At 45.7% G+C, this 24538-nt stretch carries 20 protein-coding genes; 15 read left to right on the top strand and 5 right to left on the bottom strand.

Going from position 1 to position 24538, the window contains the following annotated elements; genetic code table 11:
* Nucleotides 1-18: 18 nt before the first annotated feature.
* Nucleotides 19-1578 carry an aminomethyl-transferring glycine dehydrogenase subunit GcvPB gene (gcvPB, locus tag ASG85_RS34075; RefSeq protein ID WP_060649196.1) on the top strand — a complete coding sequence of 520 codons (1560 nt, stop codon included), beginning with the start codon at nucleotides 19-21 and terminating at the stop codon, nucleotides 1576-1578.
* Nucleotides 1579-1771: 193 nt separating this feature from the next.
* Here gcvPB and ASG85_RS34070 read toward each other — a convergent pair whose 3' ends face one another.
* A complete protein-coding gene (locus tag ASG85_RS34070; RefSeq protein ID WP_057302070.1) occupies nucleotides 1772-2206 on the bottom strand; it encodes an EVE domain-containing protein in 435 nt (144 codons plus the stop codon).
* Nucleotides 2206-2352: a hypothetical protein gene (locus ASG85_RS38485; protein ID WP_156389892.1), complete on the bottom strand. Its 147-nt coding sequence runs from the start codon at nucleotides 2350-2352 to the stop codon at nucleotides 2206-2208. Before ASG85_RS38485 ends, ASG85_RS34070 begins: the two co-directional genes overlap by 1 nt.
* A 183-nt stretch (nucleotides 2353-2535) precedes the next feature.
* Here ASG85_RS38485 and ASG85_RS34065 point away from each other — a divergent pair, with 183 nt between their 5' ends.
* The 3 genes from ASG85_RS34065 to ASG85_RS34055 all read left to right on the top strand — a co-directional run bounded on the left by ASG85_RS34065 (nucleotide 2536) and on the right by ASG85_RS34055 (nucleotide 5562).
* The gene (locus ASG85_RS34065) at nucleotides 2536-3528 is read left to right on the top strand and encodes a helix-turn-helix transcriptional regulator (RefSeq protein WP_057302069.1); all 993 of its coding nucleotides are present in this window, start codon (nucleotides 2536-2538) and stop codon (nucleotides 3526-3528) included.
* Nucleotides 3529-3613: 85 nt separating this feature from the next.
* Nucleotides 3614-4327 (top strand): ABC transporter ATP-binding protein, encoded by a 714-nt coding sequence (locus tag ASG85_RS34060; RefSeq protein ID WP_060649195.1) that lies wholly within the window; start codon nucleotides 3614-3616, stop codon nucleotides 4325-4327.
* Nucleotides 4328-4341: 14 nt separating this feature from the next.
* A complete protein-coding gene (locus tag ASG85_RS34055) occupies nucleotides 4342-5562 on the top strand; it encodes an ABC transporter permease (RefSeq protein WP_060649194.1) in 1221 nt (406 codons plus the stop codon).
* Nucleotides 5563-5644: 82 nt separating this feature from the next.
* Here ASG85_RS34055 and ASG85_RS34050 read toward each other — a convergent pair whose 3' ends face one another.
* The gene (locus tag ASG85_RS34050) at nucleotides 5645-7123 is read right to left on the bottom strand and encodes a S8 family serine peptidase (protein WP_060649193.1); all 1479 of its coding nucleotides are present in this window, start codon (nucleotides 7121-7123) and stop codon (nucleotides 5645-5647) included.
* 132 nt (nucleotides 7124-7255) lie between these two features.
* On the bottom strand, nucleotides 7256-8386 hold the full coding sequence (locus ASG85_RS34045; RefSeq protein WP_057302065.1) for a sensor histidine kinase: 1131 nt from the start codon (nucleotides 8384-8386) through the stop codon (nucleotides 7256-7258).
* 256 nt (nucleotides 8387-8642) lie between these two features.
* On the opposite strand from ASG85_RS34045, the gene ASG85_RS34040 reads away from it, so the two are divergent.
* Nucleotides 8643-9419: a pirin family protein gene (locus tag ASG85_RS34040; RefSeq protein WP_057302064.1), complete on the top strand. Its 777-nt coding sequence runs from the start codon at nucleotides 8643-8645 to the stop codon at nucleotides 9417-9419.
* A gap of 242 nt (nucleotides 9420-9661) precedes the next feature.
* Nucleotides 9662-10246: a MepB family protein gene (locus ASG85_RS34035; protein ID WP_060649192.1), complete on the top strand. Its 585-nt coding sequence runs from the start codon at nucleotides 9662-9664 to the stop codon at nucleotides 10244-10246.
* A gap of 86 nt (nucleotides 10247-10332) precedes the next feature.
* Here the strand turns inward: ASG85_RS34035 and ASG85_RS34030 are convergent, their stop codons facing one another.
* Nucleotides 10333-11415, bottom strand: a complete 1083-nt coding sequence (locus tag ASG85_RS34030) for a DUF5667 domain-containing protein (RefSeq protein ID WP_060649191.1) — start codon at nucleotides 11413-11415, stop codon at nucleotides 10333-10335.
* Nucleotides 11416-11742: 327 nt separating this feature from the next.
* Here ASG85_RS34030 and ASG85_RS34025 point away from each other — a divergent pair, with 327 nt between their 5' ends.
* The 9 genes from ASG85_RS34025 to ASG85_RS33985 all read left to right on the top strand — a co-directional run bounded on the left by ASG85_RS34025 (nucleotide 11743) and on the right by ASG85_RS33985 (nucleotide 24521).
* The gene (locus ASG85_RS34025) at nucleotides 11743-13095 is read left to right on the top strand and encodes an ABC transporter substrate-binding protein (protein ID WP_057302061.1); all 1353 of its coding nucleotides are present in this window, start codon (nucleotides 11743-11745) and stop codon (nucleotides 13093-13095) included.
* A 146-nt stretch (nucleotides 13096-13241) separates the two neighbouring features.
* Nucleotides 13242-14996, top strand: coding sequence for a sensor histidine kinase (locus ASG85_RS34020; protein ID WP_235550280.1), 1755 nt, complete (start codon nucleotides 13242-13244; stop codon nucleotides 14994-14996).
* Nucleotides 14997-15004: 8 nt separating this feature from the next.
* A complete protein-coding gene (locus ASG85_RS34015) occupies nucleotides 15005-16624 on the top strand; it encodes a response regulator transcription factor (protein ID WP_060649189.1) in 1620 nt (539 codons plus the stop codon).
* Between the two features lie 675 nt (nucleotides 16625-17299).
* Nucleotides 17300-19147, top strand: a complete 1848-nt coding sequence (locus ASG85_RS34010) for a glycoside hydrolase family 32 protein (protein WP_060649188.1) — start codon at nucleotides 17300-17302, stop codon at nucleotides 19145-19147.
* A gap of 25 nt (nucleotides 19148-19172) precedes the next feature.
* Nucleotides 19173-20090, top strand: a complete 918-nt coding sequence (locus ASG85_RS34005) for a carbohydrate ABC transporter permease (protein ID WP_057302056.1) — start codon at nucleotides 19173-19175, stop codon at nucleotides 20088-20090.
* A gap of 90 nt (nucleotides 20091-20180) precedes the next feature.
* Nucleotides 20181-21017 carry a carbohydrate ABC transporter permease gene (locus tag ASG85_RS34000; RefSeq protein ID WP_060649187.1) on the top strand — a complete coding sequence of 279 codons (837 nt, stop codon included), beginning with the start codon at nucleotides 20181-20183 and terminating at the stop codon, nucleotides 21015-21017.
* 39 nt (nucleotides 21018-21056) lie between these two features.
* Nucleotides 21057-22028 carry a PfkB family carbohydrate kinase gene (locus tag ASG85_RS33995; RefSeq protein WP_060649186.1) on the top strand — a complete coding sequence of 324 codons (972 nt, stop codon included), beginning with the start codon at nucleotides 21057-21059 and terminating at the stop codon, nucleotides 22026-22028.
* 27 nt (nucleotides 22029-22055) lie between these two features.
* Nucleotides 22056-23561 (top strand): glycoside hydrolase family 32 protein, encoded by a 1506-nt coding sequence (locus ASG85_RS33990; RefSeq protein WP_060649185.1) that lies wholly within the window; start codon nucleotides 22056-22058, stop codon nucleotides 23559-23561.
* 261 nt (nucleotides 23562-23822) lie between these two features.
* Nucleotides 23823-24521 (top strand): Gfo/Idh/MocA family protein, encoded by a 699-nt coding sequence (locus tag ASG85_RS33985; protein WP_060649184.1) that lies wholly within the window; start codon nucleotides 23823-23825, stop codon nucleotides 24519-24521.
* The last annotated feature ends 17 nt before the right edge of the window (nucleotides 24522-24538 follow it).

Genomic DNA, 24538 nt, shown 5'->3' with positions numbered 1-24538 from the left:
AAGAAAGGACGGAACGCCATGAAACGAATTCGCAGAGATCATAAAGTCCGTAATTTTCATCAAGCCAAATGGGATGAGCCGGTCATATTTGAGCTTCACCGTCAGGGAGAGCGAGGGGTAATTCCGCCAAGAACGGAGGCTGCCATTGCAGCTGAGGTGGGAGACGGCATTGGGCGTATACCTTCTTCTATGAAACGAAAGTCAGCGCCGGCTTTACCCGAGATCGGTCAAGCCAAAGTACTTCGGCATTATTTGCGCCTGTCCCAGGAGACTCTTGGCTCCGATATGAATGTTGAGATCGGACAAGGCACCTGTACGATGAAGTATATTCCGCGCATCAACGAAATGCTTATCCGTACGCCCCATATGATGGAGCTGCATCCCTTACAGGATGCCGATTCCGTTCAGGGTATGCTGGAGATTTTCTATAAGCTGGACCTTGCGATGCGTGAGATCAGCGGGATGGATGCCTTCTCGTTCCAACCGAGCAGCGGTACGCAGGCCTTGCTTGCGATGGCATCGATCGTTCGTGCTTATCATGATTCGCGGGGGGAGGGAGATCAGCGGGATGAGATCATTACGACGATTTTCTCCCACCCCTCCCAAGCTGCGACAGCTGCGGTCAAGGGCTACAAAATTATTACGCTGCACCCAGACGAAGACGGCTTCCCAGACATAGAGAAGCTGAAGAGTGTCATCTCCGAGCGAACAGCTGGTTTTGTCGTTGCGAATCCGGAGGACACTGGCATCTATAACCACCGAATCCGCGAGTTTACCGACATTGTTCATGAGGCTGGTGGAGTCTGCTTCTACGATCAGGCCAACGCAAACGGCTTGCTTGGCATCACTAGAGCGAAGGAAGCGGGCTTCGACATGTGCTTCTTCAATCTGCACAAGACGTTTGCGGCTCCTCATATGTGCGGCGGTCCGGCTACGGGGGCTCTTGGTGTAAGCGAGGAACTGAAGCGTTTCTTACCTGGACCGCTTGTGGATTATGACGGAATCCGTTATGTCTTGAAGAATAAGACAGCAGACAGCATCGGCAAAGTCCGCAGTTTCCACGGGGTTGCACAGACTGTACTGCGTTCCTACGCTTGGATTATGAGCCTAGGTCCAGATGGGCTGAAGGATGTCGCCCAAATTGCGGTTCTGAACAACAATTATCTTTATCACAAAATCTTGCAAATCCGCGGAGCGAGTGCACCTTATATCAAAGGACGCCGCCTCGAGCAGGTTCGCTACAGCTGGAAGCAGCTTACAGATGAGACAGGTGTCACGACAGAGGACATTACTCGCCGCATGTGTGATTTCGGCCTGCATTACTGGACGTCCCATCATCCGTATATCGTGAAGCAGCCGTTTACCTTGGAGCCGACAGAGTCGTATTCCAAAGAGGATCTGGACGAATACATCCATGCGCTTGAGCATATCTCGAATGAAGCCTACACACAACCGGATATAGTGAAGTCAGCTCCGCATAACAGTACTGTCCATCGAAACGATGAATCGTCTTTAGATGATCCGAAGCAGTGGTGCATTACTTGGCGGGCGTATTTGAAAAAGACTCAACCGGTATAAATCAATCTATCGTTTTTATGTTGCTATCATCTAATAATTGTTGTTTTCAGAAAGGCCCCGCTAGGGGTCTTTTCTGTTTTCAAGTCATTTTTGTCATGGGTAACAGAGGATTTCGTAAAAAAACACAAAAGTGGAATCCTTTATTTAATAAGGGATCCCACTTTATTCATTTGCGAATTCAATTGTAGAAAACTCATTGCTTTCTCATAGCTTCTGAAATAACTGTGAAATCCGATAGATCAATCTCAAAGTGTCCCATGCGAAAGCGATAACCCCAATTTCGGTTTCCCTTGGTGAAACTCATTCTGTCCAAGAGGGAATGTACGGGAGCCTCCGTACACTTATAATAATCTATGTTGCGTCGATAGGGAATGAAGGATTCACTCATAGGATACTCGTACACTTCGTCATCTCTCACTTGTCCAATTGCTGTAAATGCTTGTAAAGGATCACCGCCGTTTAAATCCGTTTTTGGGGAATAATAGATTAGCCAGTCTCCCTGTCTCATTCGCTTTAAGGGAGCGGCCTTTCCGTGACATAATTGGGCAAACCCGCCTTCTACTCCTCTCATGACATGCGATTTAGAGACGACTCCGATCCAATAACGATGATTATTTTCCATATCCATCACACAGCCTCGAGTTCAATTTTTCTAGCCAAATACTCAACATGAACAAATTCATCCCATTCTTTCCATGTGTCGATGTCGCTGTAAAGACCCCAATTGGTTTCCGCCTTCGCATCGGTTATAACGCTGTGTTCAAATTTCCACATTTTTATTGCTCCTCTTTTTATGGTTAGTCAGCTGTAAATTCTCGGCTGGCGGCACCCATTTTGATTGTTATAAGAAATTTCTCCTATTCTGATGTAGGATTCTACTACTTGAAGTGAGAATATATTCACTATAACAACCTGCTGTTGACAACGTATTGTCAGGAGTAAGACGGAGGCTTTTTCATGAAACGTTCTGATCGTATGCTTGCAATTCTTCTGGAACTACAGAGAAAAGGGGTAGTGCGTGCCGAAGATTTGGCAAGCCGCTTCGAAATGAGCGTCCGTACAGTGTACCGGGATATGGAGGCCCTCTCAATATCAGGCATACCACTGCGATCTACACCAGGTATTGGGTATGAGCTCATGGAAGGGTTCTTTCTACCGCCGATTCAATTTACAGCTCTAGAGGCGTCCATGTTGTTACTCGGGAGCGACTATGTAGCTAATACTTTTGATAGCACATATTGTGAAGCAGCGCATGCCGCACAGGAGAAAATAGAGGCAATTATGCCTGAGCAGCAGCGGAAACAGGTTCAACAGCTTCGTGACAGTATTCATCTCCTGAACTTGGACGATGCTTTTCATGCCCCAAACGCAACAGAATCCGCCCAAGAAATATTGGGGCTTGTGCGAAGAGCCGTTTTGGAACAACGTGTGCTTTCCTTTACGTATAGAAGCCGTAAATCTTCCCCTTATGCATCCGAAGAACCCTCGGGCATTCGTAGCGTTCATCCCTACGGACTCATTCATCTCAGAGGAATTTGGTACTTCGTGGGTCATTGCACCAAGCGCAATGAACTGCGTCAATTTCGTTTGGAGCGTATGGAGTCTGTTAATCTGTTGTCAGACACTTTTGAGCGTCCCTCTGAATTTCGGATGCGCGAATATGAGCCAGAACAAAACTTTCAACAAGAAGTGACCGTATCGTTTGCGAAGGAGGCACTTCCTTGGATTCGAGAAAACCCCTCTTTTTATTTAACAAATTTGGAAGAACGAGAGGACGATGTCCTTGCGACGCTGCATTGTCGAAATGAACAAGATATTCTGCAATGGGTACTCAGTTGGGGGCGGTACGCACGGGTGTTACAACCACAATCGTTGCGCGAGAGCATCAAAGTTCACGCAGCGTTTCTTGTCGATGCTTATCGGGAACCGGAACCTTCTAGAAGCAATTAGGGGATCTGCCATCATTTCATGATGCGATGTTGGAAATCTGCAGATGCCTGATATATGATGAGGGTAGAAGGGATCGTGACCGAGAATGTCAGAAGAACGATTAGCTGTTTTAGAAGTACATATCGATCAGGCTGGATATGATGAAGTTCCAGATATTATCAAGAAGATTCATTTTGATGTTCGGCAAGGAGAACTGGTAGGCCTGTTAGGTCCAAATGGAGCTGGCAAGAGCACGACAATTAAGAGCATCCTTGGTTTATTGAAGGATTTCAAGGGTAAAATCTCTTTTATGGGTGAGCGAAAAAGCTATGCTTACATTCCGGAGCATCCGATTCTATATGATGAGTTGACGTTATGGGAGCATATGGAATTTGCTGCTTCCGTCTACGATTTAGATCGAACGGTATTCCTAGAGCGTGCAGATGATCTTTTGCATCGGTTCCGATTGATGGATGAAAAACATCAACTGCCCGGGAAATTTTCCAAAGGTATGCAGCAGAAAATTATGCTCATCCTCGGCTTTTTGAATAAACCAGATGTGTATATTGTGGACGAGCCTTTCATTGGATTGGATCCGAAAGCGATTAAAGATTTCTTAGGAATGTTGGATGAGGAACGCAAGCGCGGTGCAGGTATTCTGATGAGTACCCATGTGTTAGATACAGCGGAACGGATTTGCAGTTCGTTTGTACTTCTTTCTGGTGGCAGATTGGTAGCAAATGGAACACTGCAGGACATTCAGCAGCAATGCGGCATGCCTGACGCGCCATTGTTCGACTGCTTCCATTCGTTACTATGAAGGGGGACAATGGATTGAAGAGCAGCTTTCAGGTTTTCACACGACGAGTTCGCTCGGACTGGCATTTCCAGTATCGGGCTTTGCGAATGGCTGTGGATTGGGTTATTGCGATTTATTTTGTCATTCCACTGATGATTGTGGCAGGCTATCAATATTACTCTTGGTGGGCGACTCAGCCTTCTTGGTTTAATTGGATATCGATGTTTATGATTACAGCGGCCTTCTATGTATTCACTTGGCTCGGAACCATTCGATTCTTTGTTGAGGAGGGGGACCAGCTTTTCCTCCGACAGAACCAGAAATGGTTTCGGCATCTCATGCAACTCGGCTATAGATACTCTCTTGTGCTGCAGGGAGTCACTACATTAGTATTGATGCTTGTATTTCTTCCTTTATTAGTTCAAACGTTTTCCTATAGCGTGATACAAGTTATTTGTTTATGGTTGCTTACCTATTTTCTGAAAATTAACGTAGGCTTGCTTCGTCAACTGCTTACACTTCGTTTCAATGGAATTATGCTTTGGTTGTTGCGGATTATGGTTTTTGTAGGTCTGTTCTTCTTGTATCAAGTGTTAGTTACGGAGGTTAGTCATAACACTTATTATAGTTGGATGGCTATTGTTCTTTTTCTAGTGCTGGTTGTTTTCTTAAGCAGAATACGGCTGCAGGAGAAAGGGGCTTTCTTCGCTGATATCGCCAGAGAAAGAGATGCACGGATGCGAATTGTCTCTCTGATGTTAATTCGTGTTGTCGAGCGGAAAAGAAAACCGACACGGAAGTATCCCCTTTTATTCGGGAAATCGCAGCGCTTGTTCAAAGGGAAAGGTGCCAGCAACGGAATCGCTGATTTATTGACGAAATCCTTTTTTAGAAATGGCACACAGTGGAAGCAAACGATACAGTTCGTCGTTGTGATCAGTGGAGCTATGTTTATTTTGCCGGGTGCCCTTAAAATTACGATCTGGATCCTTGCTGCATGCCTATTGGCATTTTGGAGGAAATCATTCTGTAAAGATGAATTAACAGCTCCGTTTCTGACTCTTTTTCCTATACAGGACACAACTAAACATCAGGCTCTCCAATCTGCAATTCCAATCCTTGTACTGCCGGCGCTGATCTTAATCAGTCTATGTGTGGGGATCTCCTTCTTCACCTGGTGGGGGCCAGTACTGATGATCGGAGCTGCAATTCCGTTAGCCTATGGGACTTCCTCTGTTTTTACAAGTTGGTATTGAGCAGGCGAATTTTACTTTAAGGTACGTAAGAAATCAAACAAGCCCAGTGCCAAAACGGCACTGGGCTTGTTTGATCATGAACTTATTTGACTAGAGCATTGTACACATTCGCTTCACCAGCGCCGTATAAAGCATCATTACCGGTTGGGCCGTAATCGATCGCCGTTTTTTCGATTAACGCGGCTACTTGTGCAGGGTTCAACTCCGGATGAGCCGCTTTAATGACACCTGCAATACCAGCCACTTTCGGAGCCGCCATGGATGTACCGTGGAGCAGCGCGTAGCTATGCAGGTTAGAAGTGAAATACGATGGCAAATAGGTAGGCCATGTGCTTAACGCGCGATAGTGGAAATCTCGCTGGTTCAAATCCAGAGTTGAAGCATATACAGGCCCATTATCGCCGCCTGGTGCTGCTACGTCGATTTGATTTAACCCATAATTGGAGTAAAATGCGATACTGTTCGTCGACCACTTGTTCGAAGATGAAACATTGATGACACCATTGATTTGTCCAGGTGTTTCTGTTGTTTTCCCTTTAAATACAACGCCTGGGGAACCGTATGTAGCGTTTAGATAATCGGTCATTGCCTTGTTATCACGTAGGTTGAGACCTTCATTACCAGCTGCAGTTACCACCGTTACATTATGGTTCACAGCATATTGAATGGCACGTTTCCAAAGCAAAATGTCAGCAACATCTGAATATTTGGTTCCATCAACATAATACTTTTGGGAGTCAAAACCGCCGATCGACATGTTAATGACATCAACCTTATCGTTCGCCGCCTGAATGATTGCAGCTACAATCCAGGCCGTAGGCGCACCTTGTCCTCCGGGAAATACGCGGTAGGAGCGGATGCCAAGATTCGGGCCGACCCCTCTGACTTTGCCGTTCCCGGCAATCGATCCTGCCACATGCGTTCCATGTCCTTCGCGGTCCAGTAGATCGTTAGGATCACCGGTCTCACTGGTATCTATTCCTGCGGGTACAAAGTTCATGCCACCGAGGAAGTTAGCTTTTAAGTCGGGATGATTGGCATCAATACCGCTGTCGATAATACCTACAACGGCTTTATGCGTGCCGCCTTTGCCGCCGGTTTCAAGCGCAAACGAAGCTCCATTATTCGTCACTTTCTTAATGTCCCATTGATAATCCCAGTAGCTGCTCGTTGCTTCCGGTTGGGGAATATCTGTAACTGGCTGACCGTCAGCTGCGGAAGGATCTACTGTACCATCGCTTAGTTTATGTACCATCTGAACGTTGGCAGCTGCAATATCCTTGAATGACTGCAGTTTTGTTATAAATTCGGTGCTGGACGAACGCACCTCCAATCCGCCAATCTCAGGAATAGCGCGAACAACTTGCCCGCCTGCGGCTTGAATCATTGCTGCATAACCCGTCGGAAGCTGGTTCGAGAATGCAATTACATAGGTTTTGCCTGGAACTGTTGTTCCACCTGAGCTGCTCTTCGATGCTGCCATTGCAGATATACCGCCGCCCATTACTGTGGAGACAGCCAAAATACTGGATACCACCAGGGTTGTCCACTTACGCTTCATAGTAGCCCTCCTCCTTCAAAATAAGAAAAATTGCTGTTCTAATAAATTGTAAGGGACAGAATAGATTAATAACATGGGTTGGACGAACCAAATGTGATGTCGATTCCATTCTTTTTTTGACGAATGGTCAATTTAATTTGTTTGAGCCCACCTTTGTTTGAAACTTAAGCGAAATGACGTTTCATTCGGATTGGAATCAAACGTGACGTCTCCATTATTTTTGGTCATAATTTGCTTGCAAATGGCTAGTCCAAGACCGGTACCATCTTTTTTGTTTGTTACAAAGGGAATGAACAGTGAGTCCTTTATCTCTGGGAGGATTTCAGGTCCGTTGTTGGAAATGATAATTAAGAATTCATCTTCTTCCAGCCTGGATGCGATCATTAAACTTTTCTCGCCTTCCTTTTCAGACAAAGCGTCCAAGCTGTTGTTCAGAATATTTGAAAGAACCTGTTGAATGGCTATTTTTTGAACCTTGAGCTTAATGTCTTCCCCTTCTTGAAAAATTAACTCAATATTATCGTTTACCAATCTAGGTGTAATCAAGGCTAGGACGTTGTCGATGATAGATTTAGAAGATACCTCTTCAAAACTTTCCTCGATGGTATCCTTTTTTGAAAAACTGAGGAATCCTGCGATCTGCATTTGAATGCTCAGAAGTTCACTTTCAATCGTATCCAGATAGGAGTTAATTTTTTGGTAATTTTGAATCGATAGTTGGTTACGTAAGATTTTTAAAAAACCAAGTATGGCTGTCAGTGGATTTCTGATTTCATGCGCCATGCTGGCCGCCATCTTGCCAATAATCGTCAGGCGGGCATCATGCAGCTCCGTAATCGTCTTTTCTTGACCAGACAGCAGTTCATTCGTAATGGTGTTATATTGATGGAGAAAATACCTTTCATATAAGCTGACCCGAGCAATTATTTCCCTAGTCAGACTCATAGGAATCGCCTTTCCTTTAGGGCTTTCTTGAATGAACCATAAAATCGCGTCAATCCACAGTTGACTGCTATGCACAACATGGCTAATAGAAACATTTCTCATCAAAAACAGCTTTTGGGACTCAGGGATCGTTATGAAGAGAGAATGCTCTGCCGCGGGAATATGAAGGTCTAACATAAATGTATAGAAGACATCTGCATCTTTTTCCAGAACGTTTCTGTCATACTCAGGATAACTATGAATGAACTCACGAATCCACTTCGCAATAATTTGCTTTTTATATTTTTTTAGTATCATCAGGTGCTTCTCATCATTCATCTCATTTGCTCCCTATAGAGGATATTCTTTAATAGGGGTTCGACGAAAAAAGAACAGTTCCTGTTCTATTTTCACAAATATGTTGACATGAATTGGTTTAAGGTGTACATTTATCTTAAATTAAAGATACTTAAATCAAAGATATATATGAAGTTTGATTTTAATTCCCATTCAACTAGATGATGCTCATGGAGTGCTGGAGGGATAGGCTGGCCGAATGAGATAGAATAATCAAAATTTAGGAGGTTGTTCAAGAATGCAAGCACGAGTGTACACGCCTGCCATGCAGGGAATTGGTGAATTTGACGGTGGGAAAATCAAAGAACAAAAGCCGATCGGCTTTCCAGGTGAAGGATCGGTTATTAAGCGAGTGGGTCCTTTATTTTATTGGGCATGGGCCACTTCAAGTACCGAAGCCATGATCGGTCTGCATCCACATGAAGGATTTGAGATTATGACTTATGTGGTAAAAGGCAGTGCCTTTCACGGGGATACCTTGGGTAATGACAGCACAGTGGGAGCAGGCGGGGCGCAGGTCATGCAAACAGGTTCTGGCGTTAGTCATCAAGAAAAGCTAAGTGCCGATGCGGAGCTTTTTCAAATTTGGTTTGAACCTGAATTGACGGAAGCGGTTCGGAGAAAGCCAACCTATCGCCAGTATGAGCACGAAGAATTTCCACAAGTAAGCCATGCAGCAGGGTATAAAGTGAAAACGGTAATTGGTACAGATGCTCCCGTACAGTTGGTTGCTGATATTGAAATGTGGGATGTTGAAGTAAATAGCGGCGCCCATTATCAACATAAGATTGATGCTGGTTATACATTAACGGCTTTAGCCATACGCGGGCAGGGAACATGGGGCGAGTCAGGTGCGTCGAAGCAACCTGTACAGTTTCATCATAAAGATTTCGTCCTTGCAGCTGCTGAGTCAGAGACAGAGGTAACAATTACGAACTTGGATGAAGAGATCATGCGGTTGATTCTCATCAAGGTTCCTACAACGGTGCCTTATCCACTTTATCGTAAAAGATAATTGTGGCTTTCGGTTTACGTCAAATGTCTATAATCAAAGCTTATTTAACCGCCCGTTGATGAGCTCTAAATTCAAGGCAAAAGCCTCTGTCCTATTACTTTAGGCAGAGGCTTTCGATGTTGAAGCCGAAAGGGCACGCTGCACAACATCAAAGCGATTATTTCCCAAGGTGTTCAAAGCGGTATGCTTACGTTGAAGGATTATGAAATAAGCCTAATAATGGGCATAGGAGATTAGAACAGATGGATAAGAAAAATAATAATTTAACAGAAGCATGCCCTAATGATCAAAATTCCTGGATTTCTTCCTCAGACACAATTCATAGTGACCTGCTAGCTACCAAGAATCTCGTCTATAACGTGTGCGGGTTTGATTGCTCTCAACCGCTTTTAGAAGCTCAAAATGCTGAATATGGAGCCTATTTATTTCATTTAGATTCTCTCTCCATTAGATTTCGTGTCGCTAAAATCACGCCTACAAAGGTGGGGCAGTTTGTGACACTATGGCATAGAATTGGAGATGGAACGATCCAACCGTACGACCTATCAGATCCAGTCGATTTCTTCGTAATTAGTACCCGCAATGGGAATAACTTTGGCCAATTTGTATTTCCAAAGCAGGTTCTATTCAATCAAAATATAGTATCAAATCAAGGTGAAGGCGGTAAACGGGCAATACGAGTGTATCCACCTTGGGACAAGACTATAAGCCGCCAGGCTCAAAAAACACAGAAATGGCAATTGGACTATTTCCTAGAGATACCTATAAATGAACGAATAAATTGTGATCATGCTCGAATGCTTTACGGCCTCGAATCATTTATGTAAGCCAACAGCGGAATAATAAAAGAGACCCACAACATAGGCTGCGAGTCTTAAGTATTTATATATCGAAAAGGGAGCGAGTAGCGGTTTTATTCTTGTTTGCTACCTTTATTTTTATCGTGTCCGTTGCCGTTCCCTTTTTCGCCGCCTTTGTGTGGGCTATCGTTCTTTTTCTCTTTTGCTTTATCAGATTTATTCATATGCTGGTTGTCTTCGTCCTTCTTCGTTTGATCTGATTTTGTTACTATGCTTTCCTGTTTCTCTTGGTCCGAGACAGACTCGTTTGAAGCTGGTGTTGAAGCTGGTGTGGGAACTTGAGATGGAACCGGTGAAGCAACTGGGGGCTGCTCTTCCTTAGCTGTTACGTTCTCATTCATCTGCCCCAACTTCTCTTTTTTCTCGATTTTGGACAGTTTTTTATCCAGATGAGCAAACGCCTTTTCTATATTTTTCATTAAAGCCAGTTGGGCGTTCGGATTTCCCACCTTTTCCAATGCGGAGGACAAGGCTACAATATTATGTTGTAAATCGGCCTTTACCTTCAATACCTGCTCCGGATTTTTCACTTCTTTTACAGGATTGATCACATCTTCGGCTTCCGTTTGCTCTGCGGCTGTTGTTGCAGTTTCTTTTTGTGTTGAATCCTCATCTTTAGCAGCCGCTTGTACAATAGTCTCTACTTGTGTAGTCTTAACTGTTGTCGATATTCCAGAAGCTTGATCTGTTTTTTGAACAGCACTTTGCTGAGTTTCCAGCGACTTCTGGAGAGATAGATTTGCCTCTTTCGTTTTTCCTTGAGCCAATAAGGCATTCGCTTCCTGAAGTCGATCTTGGGCAAATGCGGTAAGTAGTCGCGCCTCTTTCACGTCATTGACAGTTAGGGCCAATCGAATGTTTTCGTACATTGTTTTTACAAAGTAGAAGAAGTCTCCTGGCAAAAGATCTGGAGTCTCCGTTTTGGATTCGTTCAAAGTCGCGGCTACTTGTGAGGAGGAAGTCGTATTCTGGGTGACGCTCACGGATGCGGGACTGGACGACGGTGTTGTTGTTGTTGTTGTAATCTCCGAAGCTAATACGCTACCGGTACCCACGCTAAAAACGAGTAAGCTGACCATGGCGCTTTTGGCAAGAAGGTTGGACCATTTTTGTTCTTTTGTAAACTTTACTATCAAGATTATTACCACCTTATGAAAGTATTTTAGCTGCAGCTGATACTAAGTTATACGAGACCCAAGTGTATTTTCTGGGGGCAGGTGGGATTACGAACGTGGGATCAACGTTTTTCATAGAAGCTCAATGAACACTTTTTGTTGGTATACAATATAGCTTTGACGTTGATAATATGTTGCGATGAAGCTTGTTACGCTCTTGTGCAATAACCAGGATCATGATAATTTTATAAGTTCTAAGCAGAGAATATTGAATTTAATATCCCAGCCCCTTTGATATGATGATGACAAGAACAACAACAACAGATAAATGAAAGGGGCATTCACATTTTGAAAAAGCTAAGCCAAACAGTAGTAAGCGCTCTCGTAGTCGGTGGTTTATTGGCGGGATGTTCAACGCAAAGTGATGGTGGAAATACGTCGTCAGCCGTACCCAAACAAACGGATAATGCTGTTAAAAAAGAAGAGAAAGTAAAGCTTACGTTCTGGAGAAACTCGGGGAACGATACGGAGAACGCAGCCTATGACAAGCTTGTTGCTTCCTTCATGCAAAAGTATCCGAACATTTCTGTCGAAATGACACCGATTCCATATTCGGATTATGACACGAAATTACGAGTATCCATCGCTTCGGGCAGCCCGCCGGATATTATGGCATTAGATGCGCCTACCGTTGGTTCCTATGCAAATGCCGGTGCTCTGAAGCCGTTGACCACATACTTCAAGACGGACGGGAATATCGATGATGTTCCTAAGTCAACGCTTGCGACCTACACGTATCAAAATGAAATCTACATGGCGCCATTAACGGAATCTTCGATTGCCATGTTTTATAACAAAAAGATGTTTCAAGCGAAGGGTATCCCACTTCCTTCCAAAAATCCGGATGAGCCGTGGACATGGGATCAGGTGCTCGATGCTGCGAAGAAAATCAATGATCCAGCGAGTGGCATCTTTGGTATAGATCCTGCACAGGGCTTCGGGAACGCGGGAGGTACAGCCTACTTCAAGTATCCGATCATCTGGCAGCTCGGCGGGGAAATTATGAGTCCTGACGGTAAAACGTCGAAAGGTTACTTGGATTCACCGCAAACGAAGAAAGCCGTTCAATTCTTCTCGGATCTGTATAACAAAGATAAAGTATCTGCTCTGGAGTATCCGCCGGATCCATTCCCGAACGGTAAATTGGGCATTACGATTGATGGCTCCTGGTCTCTGGCTAATCTGAAAGAGAAATTCCCGAATTTCAAGCTGGGCGAGGACTATGACATTGCTCCTCTGCCTAAGGGGACTGCACAAGCGGTAGCAAACGGCAGCTGGGCGCTGGGCATATCATCAAAGAGCAAGCATCCGGATGAAGCTTGGAAGTTCGTCAACTGGGTAACTGGTGAGGAAGGACAAAAATCGTATGCCGGCATGACCAAAGATATTCCATCCCGTTACTCTTCAGCGAAGACTTTCCCGGAATTGAATGAGTATCCGAAGAACATTTTCGTCATCCAAAATCAAAAGTACGGCAGACCGCGTCCGATTACGCCGATCTTCCCGCAAATGTCTGATGCTGTGAATAAAATGTTTGAAGATGTCACCATCGGCAAACGGAATATTGATGCATCCATTGCAGAAGCCATCACGACGATCGATAAGGCTTATGCGGATGTGCAGGCGCAGCAGAAAAAGTAGGGTTGTGAAAATTAAAGAGACGAATCATTTCGATGATCGTCTCTTTGTCGTTGTTTCCTATGAAGGTTGACGTGTATGATAAATAGAGTGTGATGACGGGATAAGAAACGGGGGATTTCATGTTTTTTTCATTGAGGAGCCGTCTGATGGCTGTTTTCTCTATTCTGCTAATCCTCCCTTTTGCCGCACTCGCTTATATTCTTAGTGAGGAAGCGACGAAAACGATTAAAGCGTCGATTGAATCTTCCACCGCTCAAACCATCGAACAATTTGCATCGCATGTTGTGACTTTGCTTACTCAGGTTGAAGATACGGGCAATCAGGTTGTGAGCAGCCGAACGACGCAGGAATGGCTTACCGTTCACTTGAATCCGGATAATACGATTCAGGAGCGAGTTCTTACGAAGCAGAGAATGCGGGAGTATTTTTCTTCATATGCAGTTAACAATTCTAACGGCATATCGATTAGCGCTTTTGCCGAGGATGCCGGGGGATTGTGGACGCAGGATAGAACCTATAAAAATAGCGAGTGGTTTAAGGCATTTATGACAGAGGGCAAGCGCTGGACGACAGCGCATAAAGATATCGATCAATCGGACGAATTCATGAGAGCAAGATCGATTAACAGCTTTCTTTTTCCACTGGTGCAGCTGCAATCGTTAAAGAATGTCGGGTTCATTAAAGTCAATTACCCCACAACTTTGCTTCGAAATGCGATTGAGAAGATTCGGGTTGGGAAGACTGGGAAAGTGATTTTGCTAACGAGTGAAGGCAATAGTGTGTTGGATCAAAATATTTCAGAGCATCGGGACATTCTAAGGAGCGGTCTTGAGCAAATCGATAAACGATTCGAGGAGGAGACTAGCGGGATTTTCCCAATAGAGAATAAAGGGAGTACGAATTTGCTCTTTTTCCGCAAATTGCCTGCTCAGAATTGGACCATTGTAGGCACCGTTCCCGAAGGAGAATTGTATGAGAAGATCACTCATATCAGGCAAACGATGCTTTTGGTTACTGCCCTTTTGCTTATTCTTGCTATGCTAACGGCCTTCTGGTTGTCCGCAGGTATTACCAAACCGCTAAGTGTGATGGGCAAAGCGATGAAGCATGTGCAGCGCGGCGAATTTAATCAGGCTCTGCATGTGATGCCGAAAGTGAGGGAAGGACATAGTGAAGTAGGCTATGTGACGGGCGTTTTCGAGCAAATGACGCACAGGCTGAGATTTTTGATCGAAACTGAATTCGAAACAAATTTACGTAGAAAGAATGCCGAATATAAGGCGCTGCTTCTGCAAATTAATCCGCATTTCTATAATAATACGCTTGAAATTATTAGCGGTCTCGCTGCCATGAAGCGGGAAGATCTAGTGATGGACGCTACCGAGGCGTTAGGCAAAATGATGAGGTATTCGCTGAACCTGAACAGCGATCTGGTCCGAGTAGCCGAGGAAATGAACTATATTCGTGATTATCTGTTCATTCTCCATTTGAGACATGAAGAGCGATTACAAGTCGTAATCGAGGATGATCCCGCGGCAGATGATGTCATGATTGCCAAGTTCATTATTCAGCCCCTGGTGGAGAATGCAGTGAAGTATAGTCTGGAGAAGGCTGGCGTCGCACAGGTTACATTGCGGACTCTGGTACAAGACGAAAGATTGCTAATCTGCGTCAAAGATAACGGAATTGGCATGTCCCCCGAGTTGGTACAAGATTTACTGACAGAGATTAAGATGGGTGATTCCGTTGCCATTCTTAACAGCGAGGGGCAAAGTATCGGACTCCGCAATGTTTTATCACGATGTCGATTGAATTATGGGGAGCAATTTCACTTAGGCTTACATTCCAGGTTGGGCGAGGGGACGGAAATGACCTTGTACCTTCCTCTGTTAAGGAGCTGACAACATAGATGTATAGAATCTTGCTGATTGATGACGAAGTCGGCGTACGAAACAGTATTAAAGCCAAAATCGATTGGAAATCCGCCGGATTCCAAATTGAATTCGAAGCAGCTAATGGTCTGGAGGCCATGCAGATTCTTAGTGAGCAGCCGCTGCCCGATGTTGTGATTACGGATGTCCGAATGCCGCAAATGGACGGTATAGCGTTCATCAAAGCTAGTAAGGAGAAGTTCCCCCAACTTCGTATCATTGTGCTTTCGGGCTACTCGGATTTTGAATATATGAAGGCGGCCATCCAGTTGGGTGTGAAAGATTATTTGCTAAAGCCTGTGGTGCGCAGCGAATTAACGGCACTCCTTGCCAAGCTGTCCGGTGAATTGGAAGATGACCGCAATCGAGTACGCGAACAGGACCAAGAGGAAATGAAGAATCATCAACAGCTTCAGCTGATGCAGGAGCAATTAATTTGGCAGCTGGTGAAGGATGAATGGTTTAGTGTATCAACCGTGAAAGAACGGATGCAGCAGTTACAGCTGTCTTCTTTGACCATAGATGATGTACATGCGCAGTTTGTGACAGTGGAAATGAGAATTCCACACGGACGTTTGGACGATTGGAGTGAGCGGAAAGATTTACTCTATCTGGCATTCCAGATGCTTTGCCGGGAGTCTGCTGAAAATTGGGAGCAAGTGTATCCCTTTTATCCTATTAGTCATCCTGCGATGATGCACTTTCTGATCCTAATACAAGATCCTGTTCAGCATAGTCGTTTCATGGATGACTTCGTGCGCAAGCTCAAGCAGAATATCAAAAGTTACTTGAGAGTAGAGAGTGTAGTCGGCATAGGCGAGTCCATCACCGGGCTGAGACAGTTAAAGGATGGTTATGCATCGAGCATGCTGGCATGGAGCCAAGGCACGATCCAATCAGACAAGGCTGAGCCGAACCGAAGTATGCTGGCCATGACACATGCGTTTTCACCGGAAGTAGAGAGAAAGCTGATGCAAACCATTGAAAGTCTGGATATGCCTGCATTTACTAAGCAGCTGCATACCATTTTCTCCGCTGAACGAGACACGCCGATGTTTGTATTTACCTTTTTGACGCTTCGGATTATTTTGCTGTTTAATGCGATAGCGAAGAAGTTCGAACTCGGTGACGCATCGCTGCAAAGCTATCTATGGAACTGTCAGATGACGGTAAGAGACTATTCCTCTAGGGAGCAAGTGTTGGAACAGCTTCATGAAATGGCGCAGTTGGTGATGAATGAAGTGAGGAAAACGAGGTTCTCGAGTGGTCAGCAGATGATCGAAGCGATTCGTAATTATGTGGATGAGAACTTTTCCTATGAGCTCACGTTGGCTTCTCTTGCGGACATGTTTCATCTTAACGAGACCTACTTGTCCGGCTTGTTTAAGACGAGCGTGGGCATTACTTTTAGTGACTATGTCACAAGGCTGCGTCTAAGTAAGGCCACGGTGCTGCTGGAAGAAAATGAACTGAAACTTACGGATATTGCTACGCTGGTTGGCTATTCTAGCTCGAGTTACTTTAGCACCGCTTTTAAGAAGTATTATGGCAAAGGACCAAAGGAGTATCGGGAAGAGCTACTAAGTAAGAAAGTATAGTAGCAACAGATGCAGATTTGAAATAGGGCTGTTCCAAAAGGACAAAATTAGACCTTGAGGGCAGCCCATTTGTCTGGGAAAGCTAGCTACTCACAGAAATAAGAGCCTTTGGGAGCTTCTATTTGCGATGAAAGTGGCCAAAGGAGCGGAATAAGAGCCTTTAGAGGCTCTTATTAGTCGTTGAAATGGTGGGAAAGCTAGCTACTTGGAGAAATAAGAGTCTTTGGGAGCTTCTATTTGCGCGGAAAGTGGCTAAAGGAGCGGAATAAGAGCCTTTAGAGGCTCTTATTTGTCGTTGAAATGATGGGAAAGCCAGCTACTTGGAGAAATAAGAGTCTTTGGGAGCTTCTATTTGCGCGTAGAGTGGCTAAAGGAGCGGGATAAGAGCCTTTAGAGGCTCTTATTTGTCGTTGAAATGATGGGAAAGCTAGCTACTTGGAGAAATAAGAGTCTTTGGGAGTTTCAATTTGCGCGGAAAGTGGCAAAAAGAGCGGAATAAGAGCCTTTAGAGGCTCTTATTTGTCGTTGAAATGGTTAAAAGCTAGCTACCTGAAAGAGTTTAACAACTGCAAATAAAATTGAAAGGCAACTCCCGATGATTTTGAAATCTTTCTTCGTTCGGACTCGGTACAATAGCCATACAGAAAATGATGGCGACATGCACAAGGAGGAAGTATGCGGAAGAAATTAGGATTATGGGCAGTTGGTGCTGCCGCGGTCGTACTTCTAGGATTGGGGGTGGCTGTTCTGGTTAAAGGGGATGGTAGGTCGTCGGATGCTGCAGAAAGCTCAGCTTTTACGTATGCGAGTGATCCGAATTATTATACAGAAAAGTTCCGTCCGCAGTATCACTTATCGCCGGAATCCGGGAATATGAGTGATCCGAATGGGATGGTCTATTTCGAAGGTGAGTATCACCAGTTTTATCAAAACAGTGGCCAATGGGGACATGCGGTAAGTAAGGATCTGACCCACTGGGAGCATCTCCCGGTAGCTCTGGCTCGGGATGCCTTGGGAGAGATTTGGTCTGGGAGCGCTGTGGTAGATAGCAAGGATACGAGCGGATTTTTTGGAGGCAAGGCGGGGTTGGTCGCGATTTTCACCCATTTCAAAGGCGGCGTTCAGTCGCAAAGCATTGCCTATAGCGCAGATAAAGGCCGGACATGGACCAAATATGAAGGAAACCCAGTGATTCCGAATCCGGGCTTGAAGGATTTTCGAGATCCGAAGGTCATCTGGCATGCGCCTACCCATTCTTGGGTGATGGTTGTGTCTGTCGATAACCGTGTTCGTTTCTATACATCGCCGGACCTGAAATCGTGGAAAATGACAAGCGAGTTCGGAAGCGATCAGGGCTCGCACGCGGCCGTATGGGAATGCCCGGACTTGTTCGAACTGCCGGTGGAGGGCTCCAAAGCAAAGAAGTGGGTACTCGCTGTAAGTATCGGCAGTAACAATACGACGAAGGGTTCCACTGCGCAATATTTCATCGGTACGTTCGATGGGCTAACGTTCAAGAATGATAATAAGCCATCGGATGTGCTTTGGACAGATTACGGTAAAGATTTCTATGCGGCTGTGTCCTACTCAGATATCCCGACCAAAGATGGACGCCGTATCTGGCTGGGCTGGATGTCTAATTGGCGTTATCCCTTCTCGATGCCTACTAGCAGCTGGAGGGGGAACATGTCCATCCCCCGCGAGCTTAGGCTGAGGAATATCCCTGATCAAGGTTTGCGGCTGATTCAGGAGCCTGTGAAAGAGCTCCAGACTTTGCGTGGTAAAGAAGCTGCCCTGTCCAAGCAGGAACTGACTGCAGGACGTAATCCTTTCGAAGCCATCAAAGGAACATCCTATGAGCTGGTTACGGAGCTATCCGTTCAGCCGAATGCGAAATTGGCATTCAAGCTAAGAAAAGGAAGCGACCAAGAAACGGGCGTCAGCTATGATGCCAAGACGGAGCAGTTGACGGTAGATCGAACACACTCCGGCATCTCCTCGTTCGAGAAGGGTTTCGCTGAGAAAGTTTCGGCACCGCTGAAGCTGAAGGACGGCAAGCTCAAGCTTCGACTTTTCGTAGATGAATCTAGTCTTGAGGTATTTGCGAACGATGGCGAGGCTGTCGTCTCCAGCCTGATATTCCCAGATCCGACGAGTAATCGACTGGAACTAACAGCTTTGGAAGGCAGCATCACGCTGGAGAGTGCGCAGTATTATCCGATACAAACGGTATGGCGCAATGAAGATGTGAATGCCGTGAAGCCGCAGCGGATTGTGCTAAGTAAGAGTACACTCGATATGCCAGTGAATGGCAGTCAGCTGGTCGAAGCCTCGGTCATTCCTTTAAGCGCTCCGCAGCTGTTGAAATGGCAGTCTAGCAGCGATGCGATAGCTATAGTTTCAGCTGTTGACGGAGGAGTTATGGTGAAGGGCGTTCAGGCCGGACAGGCGGAGATCAAAGCGATAATCCCAGATGGCGGTGTGGTTTCGAGCTTCAAGGTTTTTGTTTACGATACAAATTGATAGAAGTGGAATGGAGAGATGTACCATGGATACTGCGATACAAACAGTGGTAGAAACCACAAAAAAATCGCAAAGCTTCCGAAGACATGAGCAAGCTACTGCATTCTGGTTTATTTTACCTGCGATAGCCTTATTGCTTGTCTTCGTGTTCTACCCAATGCTGCAAGCCTTCATCATCAGCTTTAAAAACTATTCGTTAGTAGGCGCAGGCGATGTATTTGTCGGAATGGATAATTATGCTCATCTGATGAAGGACCGCGCCTTCTTTAACAGTCTGAAGCATTCGTTTTATTTTGCAATTATCGTGATTCCGATTCAAACGAGCATCGCTCTGGGGTTAGCATTATTGATCCAGAAGAAAACAGCGGCGGCAGGACTGTTCCGGACGCTTTATTTTATCCCGGTTATTATTTCGACAGGGGTGGCTGCAACGGTATTTAAGCTGATTTACAACAAAGAGTTTGGGCTCTTGAACAGTATTCTCAAGGCTCTGCACCTGCCGGTTACGAGCTTTCTCTCTGATCCGGACACGGCGATGAATGGCATTATTGTGCTCGGGATCTGGAAAGGCGCCGGATTTTTTATGATCATCTTCCTGGCAGGTCTGAACAATATTTCCCCTGATCTATACGAAGCTGCTAGGGTGGATGGCGCATCTAGGATTCAACAATTTTTCAAGATTACGCTTCCGTTGTTGAATCGGACCATGGCCTTCGTTGTCATTATGACCACGATAGATGCAATCAAGTTATCAGGGCTCGTATTCGTGTTGACGAATGGAGGACCTAACAGCTCGACGGAGACGGTTGTTTTCTATATTTATAAGCAAGCTTTTACGCAAATGAGGATGGGGTATGCGACAGCGGCGGCTTTTGTGCTCTTTGCGATTGTGTTGACCATTTCACTTATCCAAATGAAGCTTTTTAACAAAGATACTGATTAAAGCGGAGAGACTTTGAGCTATGCTCAAAGATCCCAAAGCGGAGAGACTTTGAGCTACGCTCAAAGATCCCTATATTAGGAGTGAATCGCTATGAAGAGGATAACCAACATCGTAAGAATGATCATCATGATTGTGATCGCTCTGATATCTGTCGCTCCGATCCTATGGATGGTCGCCGGCTCATTTCGTCCGTACCAGGAGCTTTTTAAATATACGTCTCTGAATATTCATCTGCTGATCCCCGTGGAATGGACGGGACGTAATTTTCATAATGTCATTTTCAATGCGCGCAATCCGTTTCTTCGTTATATCTGGAATACTCTGTTCGTGGCTTCGATCGTAACTGCGCTAGTGCTAATCATTAATTCGATGGCAGCTTTTGCTTTTGCGAAACTCAGGTTTCGCTTTAAAACAGTGGCGTTTGCCTTATTTATGTCCGCGATGATTATACCAGGTGAGGTTACTCTCGTACCGAACTACTTACTCATGCATGATCTGGGCTGGCTTAATTCTTATAAAGCGCTGATCGTACCTTCGATGTTGTCCGTGTTTGGCATTTTTATGCTGCGGCAATTTTTCGCAGAGGTTCCGAATGAAATGATGGAAGCGGCACGCATAGATGGAGCTAGCTTACCGCGCACATTCGTATCTATTGTACTTCCGGCGGCGGTTCCCGCATTAATTACACTCGGCCTAATGACATTCCTAGGCAATTGGGATTCCTATCTTTGGCCGCTTATTGTGATCAATGATCAGAAGATGCAAATGATCCAAGTAGGCATTTCCACGTTTTCCTCTAACGAAGGGACGGATTGGTCCAAGGTACTAGCGGCGAACACGTTATCGACAGTGCCGATTCTGCTGCTGTTTTTATTCTTGCAGCGCTACTATATTCAGGGGATCACGATGTCAGGTATTAAGGGTTGATCCAAGGATCATGCATAATGAGGAGAAGGGAAACTTAAGATGAATTATGATGCAGTTGCACTAGGGGAGTATTTAATTGATTTTACACCTCAAGGTCTATCAGACGCCGGACAGCCTATGTTTGAGCGCAATCCGGGAGGAGCTCCTGTGAACGTTGTGGCCGCTATGGCTAAGCTCGGCCTGAAGACCGGGTTCATTGGGAAGGTGGGCAATGATCCCTTTGGTAGGTATTTGCGGCAAGCCTTGCTTCAGCAGGGTGTGTCAGATAGCGGGCTTATCGCATCTGACGAGGCCCATACGACAATGGCCTTCATACATTTGGATTCGCAAGGCGAGAGATCCTTTCATTTCTCACGAAAGCCCGGTGCTGACCAGCTATTGAGAGAGGATGAAGTGAATCTGGCCATGCTGGAGGGAACGCGGATTTTTCACTTTGGATCCATCTCGATGACGGCGGAGCCTTCCTACTCAGCTACGATTAAGTCCGCTCAGATTGCCAAGGAGAAAGGTGCGCTTATTTCTTATGATCCCAATTGGCGTCCTTCTTTGTGGGAGGACGAACATCATGCTAGGGAGGCTATTCATGCGGGCTTGAGACTGGCTGACCTCGTGAAAGTATCCGAAGAAGAGATCATTTTCTTGACAGGGCAGCAGGATATCGAAATTGCGTCCAAACAGTTAATGGAGCGGTATTCAATAGGGCTACTATTAGTAACAGCGGGACCCAAAGGCTCATTTTATCGAATGAACGATTGGTGGGGGAAGGTGGACAGTTATTCTGTTCATACCGTTGATACAACGGGTGCAGGGGATGGCTTTCTCGGAGCTTTTCTACATGAAGTGTTAAAGCTGGGAAAACCTTTGCAGGCTTGGAGCGAAACAGAATTATGTAACGCTTTGAGATTTGCGAATGCAGCGGGTGCTTTAGCGACGACTCGGAAAGGTGCCATTCCTTCCCTTGGTACAATAGAAGAAATTGATGAATTAATGCGAGCAGAACATGTGTTATAGAAGGTTTAGGAATGAGGGGGAGATAAGATGAGTCAAGAAGACAAGGAACGGAATAAGGTTCACGAGGAACGAGTAGATCTAGCCAATAAGGCGTTGAAACAAGCGACAGCAACAACAGTGGTTGAGGATAACTACAGGCTTGATTATCATTTGATGCCGCCTGCCGGTTGGATGAATGATCCGAATGGTCTTATTTATTATAAAGGGGAATATCATGCCTTTTATCAGCACAATCCTTATGAGCCGAAGAATGGACCGATGCACTGGGGACATGCCAAAAGTAAAGACTTGTTGAACTGGGAGCATCTGCCCGTAGCGTTGGCTCCATCAGAAATTTACGATATGGGAGAAAGCGGTGGATACGGCTGCTGGTCGGGCAGCGCTGTAGACGATAACGGTGTGCTGACTTTGATCTACACGGGGCATGTTGATGGGCGCACTCCCACTGAGGTTCAGTGCATTGCGACAAGCACAGATGGGGTTACTTTCAACAAAGCCGTGTATAACCCAGTTATTGCTGGCGCGCCAGAGGAAGGCTGCTTCGGATTTCGGGATCCGAAGGTTTGGCAGCATGATGGTGTATGGTACATGGTTATTGGATACGGGAAAGACGGCTTGGGCAAGGCGCTGCTGTATAAGTCTTCTGATCTGCGGGATTGGAGCTATATCGGGGTCGCAGCTGAAAGCGATGGCACGATGGGGGATATGTGGGAGTGCCCAGATTTGTTTCCATTAGGGAGTGGTGATGATCATGTACTTGTCATTTCCCCTATGAATATGGGAACGACCAAGACAATGTATCTTACCGGCAAGTTTAGCTGTGAGACCGGGTTATTCGACTACCGTTATGCGGAACGGCTGGACTATGGCTTTGATTTCTATGCTCCGCAAACGTTCACGGACGGACAAGGAAGGCGTATTCTCATAGGCTGGATGAATATTTGGGGCGCTCAAATGCCGGAGCAGGAACATGGCTGGATGGGGGCTTTTACCCTGCCTCGCGAACTGACACTATTAGAGGACGGAACGCTGCGGATAGAGCCTGTGGAGGAATTGAAAGCCATGCGCGGGACTCATCAACGTGTGAACAATCTGTCCATTTATGCGGGTACGGAAGTACCTTTGCTAGAAATTCATGGGGATGCGCTTGAACTTATCGCCGTTTTTAACTTGAATCAATCAGCTGGCGATGTTGAGTTCGGTCTGCTTCTTCGCTGTTCAGAGGATGGTTCCGAGTACACGGAAGTGAGCTATTCGGCTGCTGACCGGAAGCTTAGAGTGGATCGTAATCACTCTGGTGCGGGCGAAGCGGGTATATGTGAAGTGGATCTGAATCCACTGGAGGATGGCCGCATTAAGCTGCAGATATTCATTGATCGCTCTTCTGTTGAGCTGTTTGCTAATAACGGGCTGAAAACCGTAACGAACCGCATTTACCCGAAACCTGACAGCCTGGGAATCAAGCTGTTCACGAGGAATGGGGAAGTATCTCTGGAAAGCTTGGACGCATGGAAGTTAACAATGCAAGGGTAAGCAGGTCATCGATAGAAAGATTAGCGCGAGAAGCGCTTTTCTCATTCCTGAATAGTAAGCGCTTACATGTTTTGTGAAATAAAAATAGATCTCCAGCTTGGGTTTATCCATTACAACTTTTTGCGGAATGGTTCCGCTAGTCGATTCGTCGCGCCATGTATTAGCTAACGGATACACACTCATAGAAACTACTGTCACATTGCCGCCTATCGCATAGAGACGCTTTCCAAGCCGAGTGTGCTGGGCGCTGGTAATGTTGCGATGGCGCGCGCAGTAAAAGCTGGTTTAATCGGCGATGTATATATGATCATGGATTACGCAACGGTCACACTGGGACGCTCGTTTTTTGCTGGAACTGCTTGGCGTCATATGAAAGGCCGCGCGGGCGCAGGCTGGATTAATGATCACGGGGTTCACCGCACTCATTTCTTCACGGAAGTGAATGGGCCTATCCAAGAAGTGTTCTCCTATACGCGAATTTTTGAAAAGGAATTAAATGACGGTGAAACAACCATTCACCCTACCGGAGAAGATACATCTGTCACTGTATTCCGTTTCGAGAATGGGGGTCTGGGTCATTGGATGTGCAGCACAGCAGCCCACGGCGAGAAGACTGATGGGGTATGGATCTATGGGAGCAAAGGATGTTTGCGTCCTGGTCAACACGTAACACTTGAAGGCAAATCAATTGTTACCCATTCCGAAATCATCCAACGTTACGCGCCTGAAGTTGTAGAAAACCCTTTTGCCCACTCTTACATTGAATTGTGGGAAGCGATAGCTGAGCAAAAGCAGCCTATTTCCAGCGCTGAACGTGGTCTCGAAGCATTGGGAGTCGTGATCGCTGCCTTGAAGTCCGGACATACGGGTCAGCCAGTGAGTGTCCAAGACATCATTCGAGGCGAAAAGCATGCCTATGAAGATACAGTTCTAGCAGAAATGAAAACAGCTCGTTTTTGAATTAAACTGCGATGAGG

It is taken from the genome of Paenibacillus sp. Soil724D2 (assembly GCF_001427935.1).
Classification (GTDB): domain Bacteria; phylum Bacillota; class Bacilli; order Paenibacillales; family NBRC-103111; genus Paenibacillus_E.
This window is presented reverse-complemented; position numbering and strand designations above follow the sequence as displayed.

What these genes read in the sequence shown, in the direction of transcription:
- gcvPB (WP_060649196.1), top strand. Translation starts at nt 19, where the DNA reads ATGAAACGAATTCGCAGAGATCATAAAGTCCGTAATTTTCATCAAGCC.
- ASG85_RS34070 (WP_057302070.1), bottom strand. Translation starts at nt 2,206, where the DNA reads ATGGATATGGAAAATAATCATCGTTATTGGATCGGAGTCGTCTCTAAA.
- ASG85_RS38485 (WP_156389892.1), bottom strand. Translation starts at nt 2,352, where the DNA reads ATGTGGAAATTTGAACACAGCGTTATAACCGATGCGAAGGCGGAAACC.
- ASG85_RS34065 (WP_057302069.1), top strand. Translation starts at nt 2,536, where the DNA reads ATGAAACGTTCTGATCGTATGCTTGCAATTCTTCTGGAACTACAGAGA.
- ASG85_RS34060 (WP_060649195.1), top strand. Translation starts at nt 3,614, where the DNA reads ATGTCAGAAGAACGATTAGCTGTTTTAGAAGTACATATCGATCAGGCT.
- ASG85_RS34050 (WP_060649193.1), bottom strand. Translation starts at nt 7,123, where the DNA reads ATGAAGCGTAAGTGGACAACCCTGGTGGTATCCAGTATTTTGGCTGTC.
- ASG85_RS34045 (WP_057302065.1), bottom strand. Translation starts at nt 8,386, where the DNA reads ATGAATGATGAGAAGCACCTGATGATACTAAAAAAATATAAAAAGCAA.
- ASG85_RS34040 (WP_057302064.1), top strand. Translation starts at nt 8,643, where the DNA reads ATGCAAGCACGAGTGTACACGCCTGCCATGCAGGGAATTGGTGAATTT.
- ASG85_RS34035 (WP_060649192.1), top strand. Translation starts at nt 9,662, where the DNA reads ATGGATAAGAAAAATAATAATTTAACAGAAGCATGCCCTAATGATCAA.
- ASG85_RS34020 (WP_235550280.1), top strand. Translation starts at nt 13,242, where the DNA reads ATGGCTGTTTTCTCTATTCTGCTAATCCTCCCTTTTGCCGCACTCGCT.
- ASG85_RS34015 (WP_060649189.1), top strand. Translation starts at nt 15,005, where the DNA reads ATGTATAGAATCTTGCTGATTGATGACGAAGTCGGCGTACGAAACAGT.
- ASG85_RS34010 (WP_060649188.1), top strand. Translation starts at nt 17,300, where the DNA reads ATGCGGAAGAAATTAGGATTATGGGCAGTTGGTGCTGCCGCGGTCGTA.
- ASG85_RS34005 (WP_057302056.1), top strand. Translation starts at nt 19,173, where the DNA reads ATGGATACTGCGATACAAACAGTGGTAGAAACCACAAAAAAATCGCAA.
- ASG85_RS34000 (WP_060649187.1), top strand. Translation starts at nt 20,181, where the DNA reads ATGAAGAGGATAACCAACATCGTAAGAATGATCATCATGATTGTGATC.
- ASG85_RS33995 (WP_060649186.1), top strand. Translation starts at nt 21,057, where the DNA reads ATGAATTATGATGCAGTTGCACTAGGGGAGTATTTAATTGATTTTACA.
- ASG85_RS33990 (WP_060649185.1), top strand. Translation starts at nt 22,056, where the DNA reads ATGAGTCAAGAAGACAAGGAACGGAATAAGGTTCACGAGGAACGAGTA.
- ASG85_RS33985 (WP_060649184.1), top strand. Translation starts at nt 23,823, where the DNA reads ATGGCGCGCGCAGTAAAAGCTGGTTTAATCGGCGATGTATATATGATC.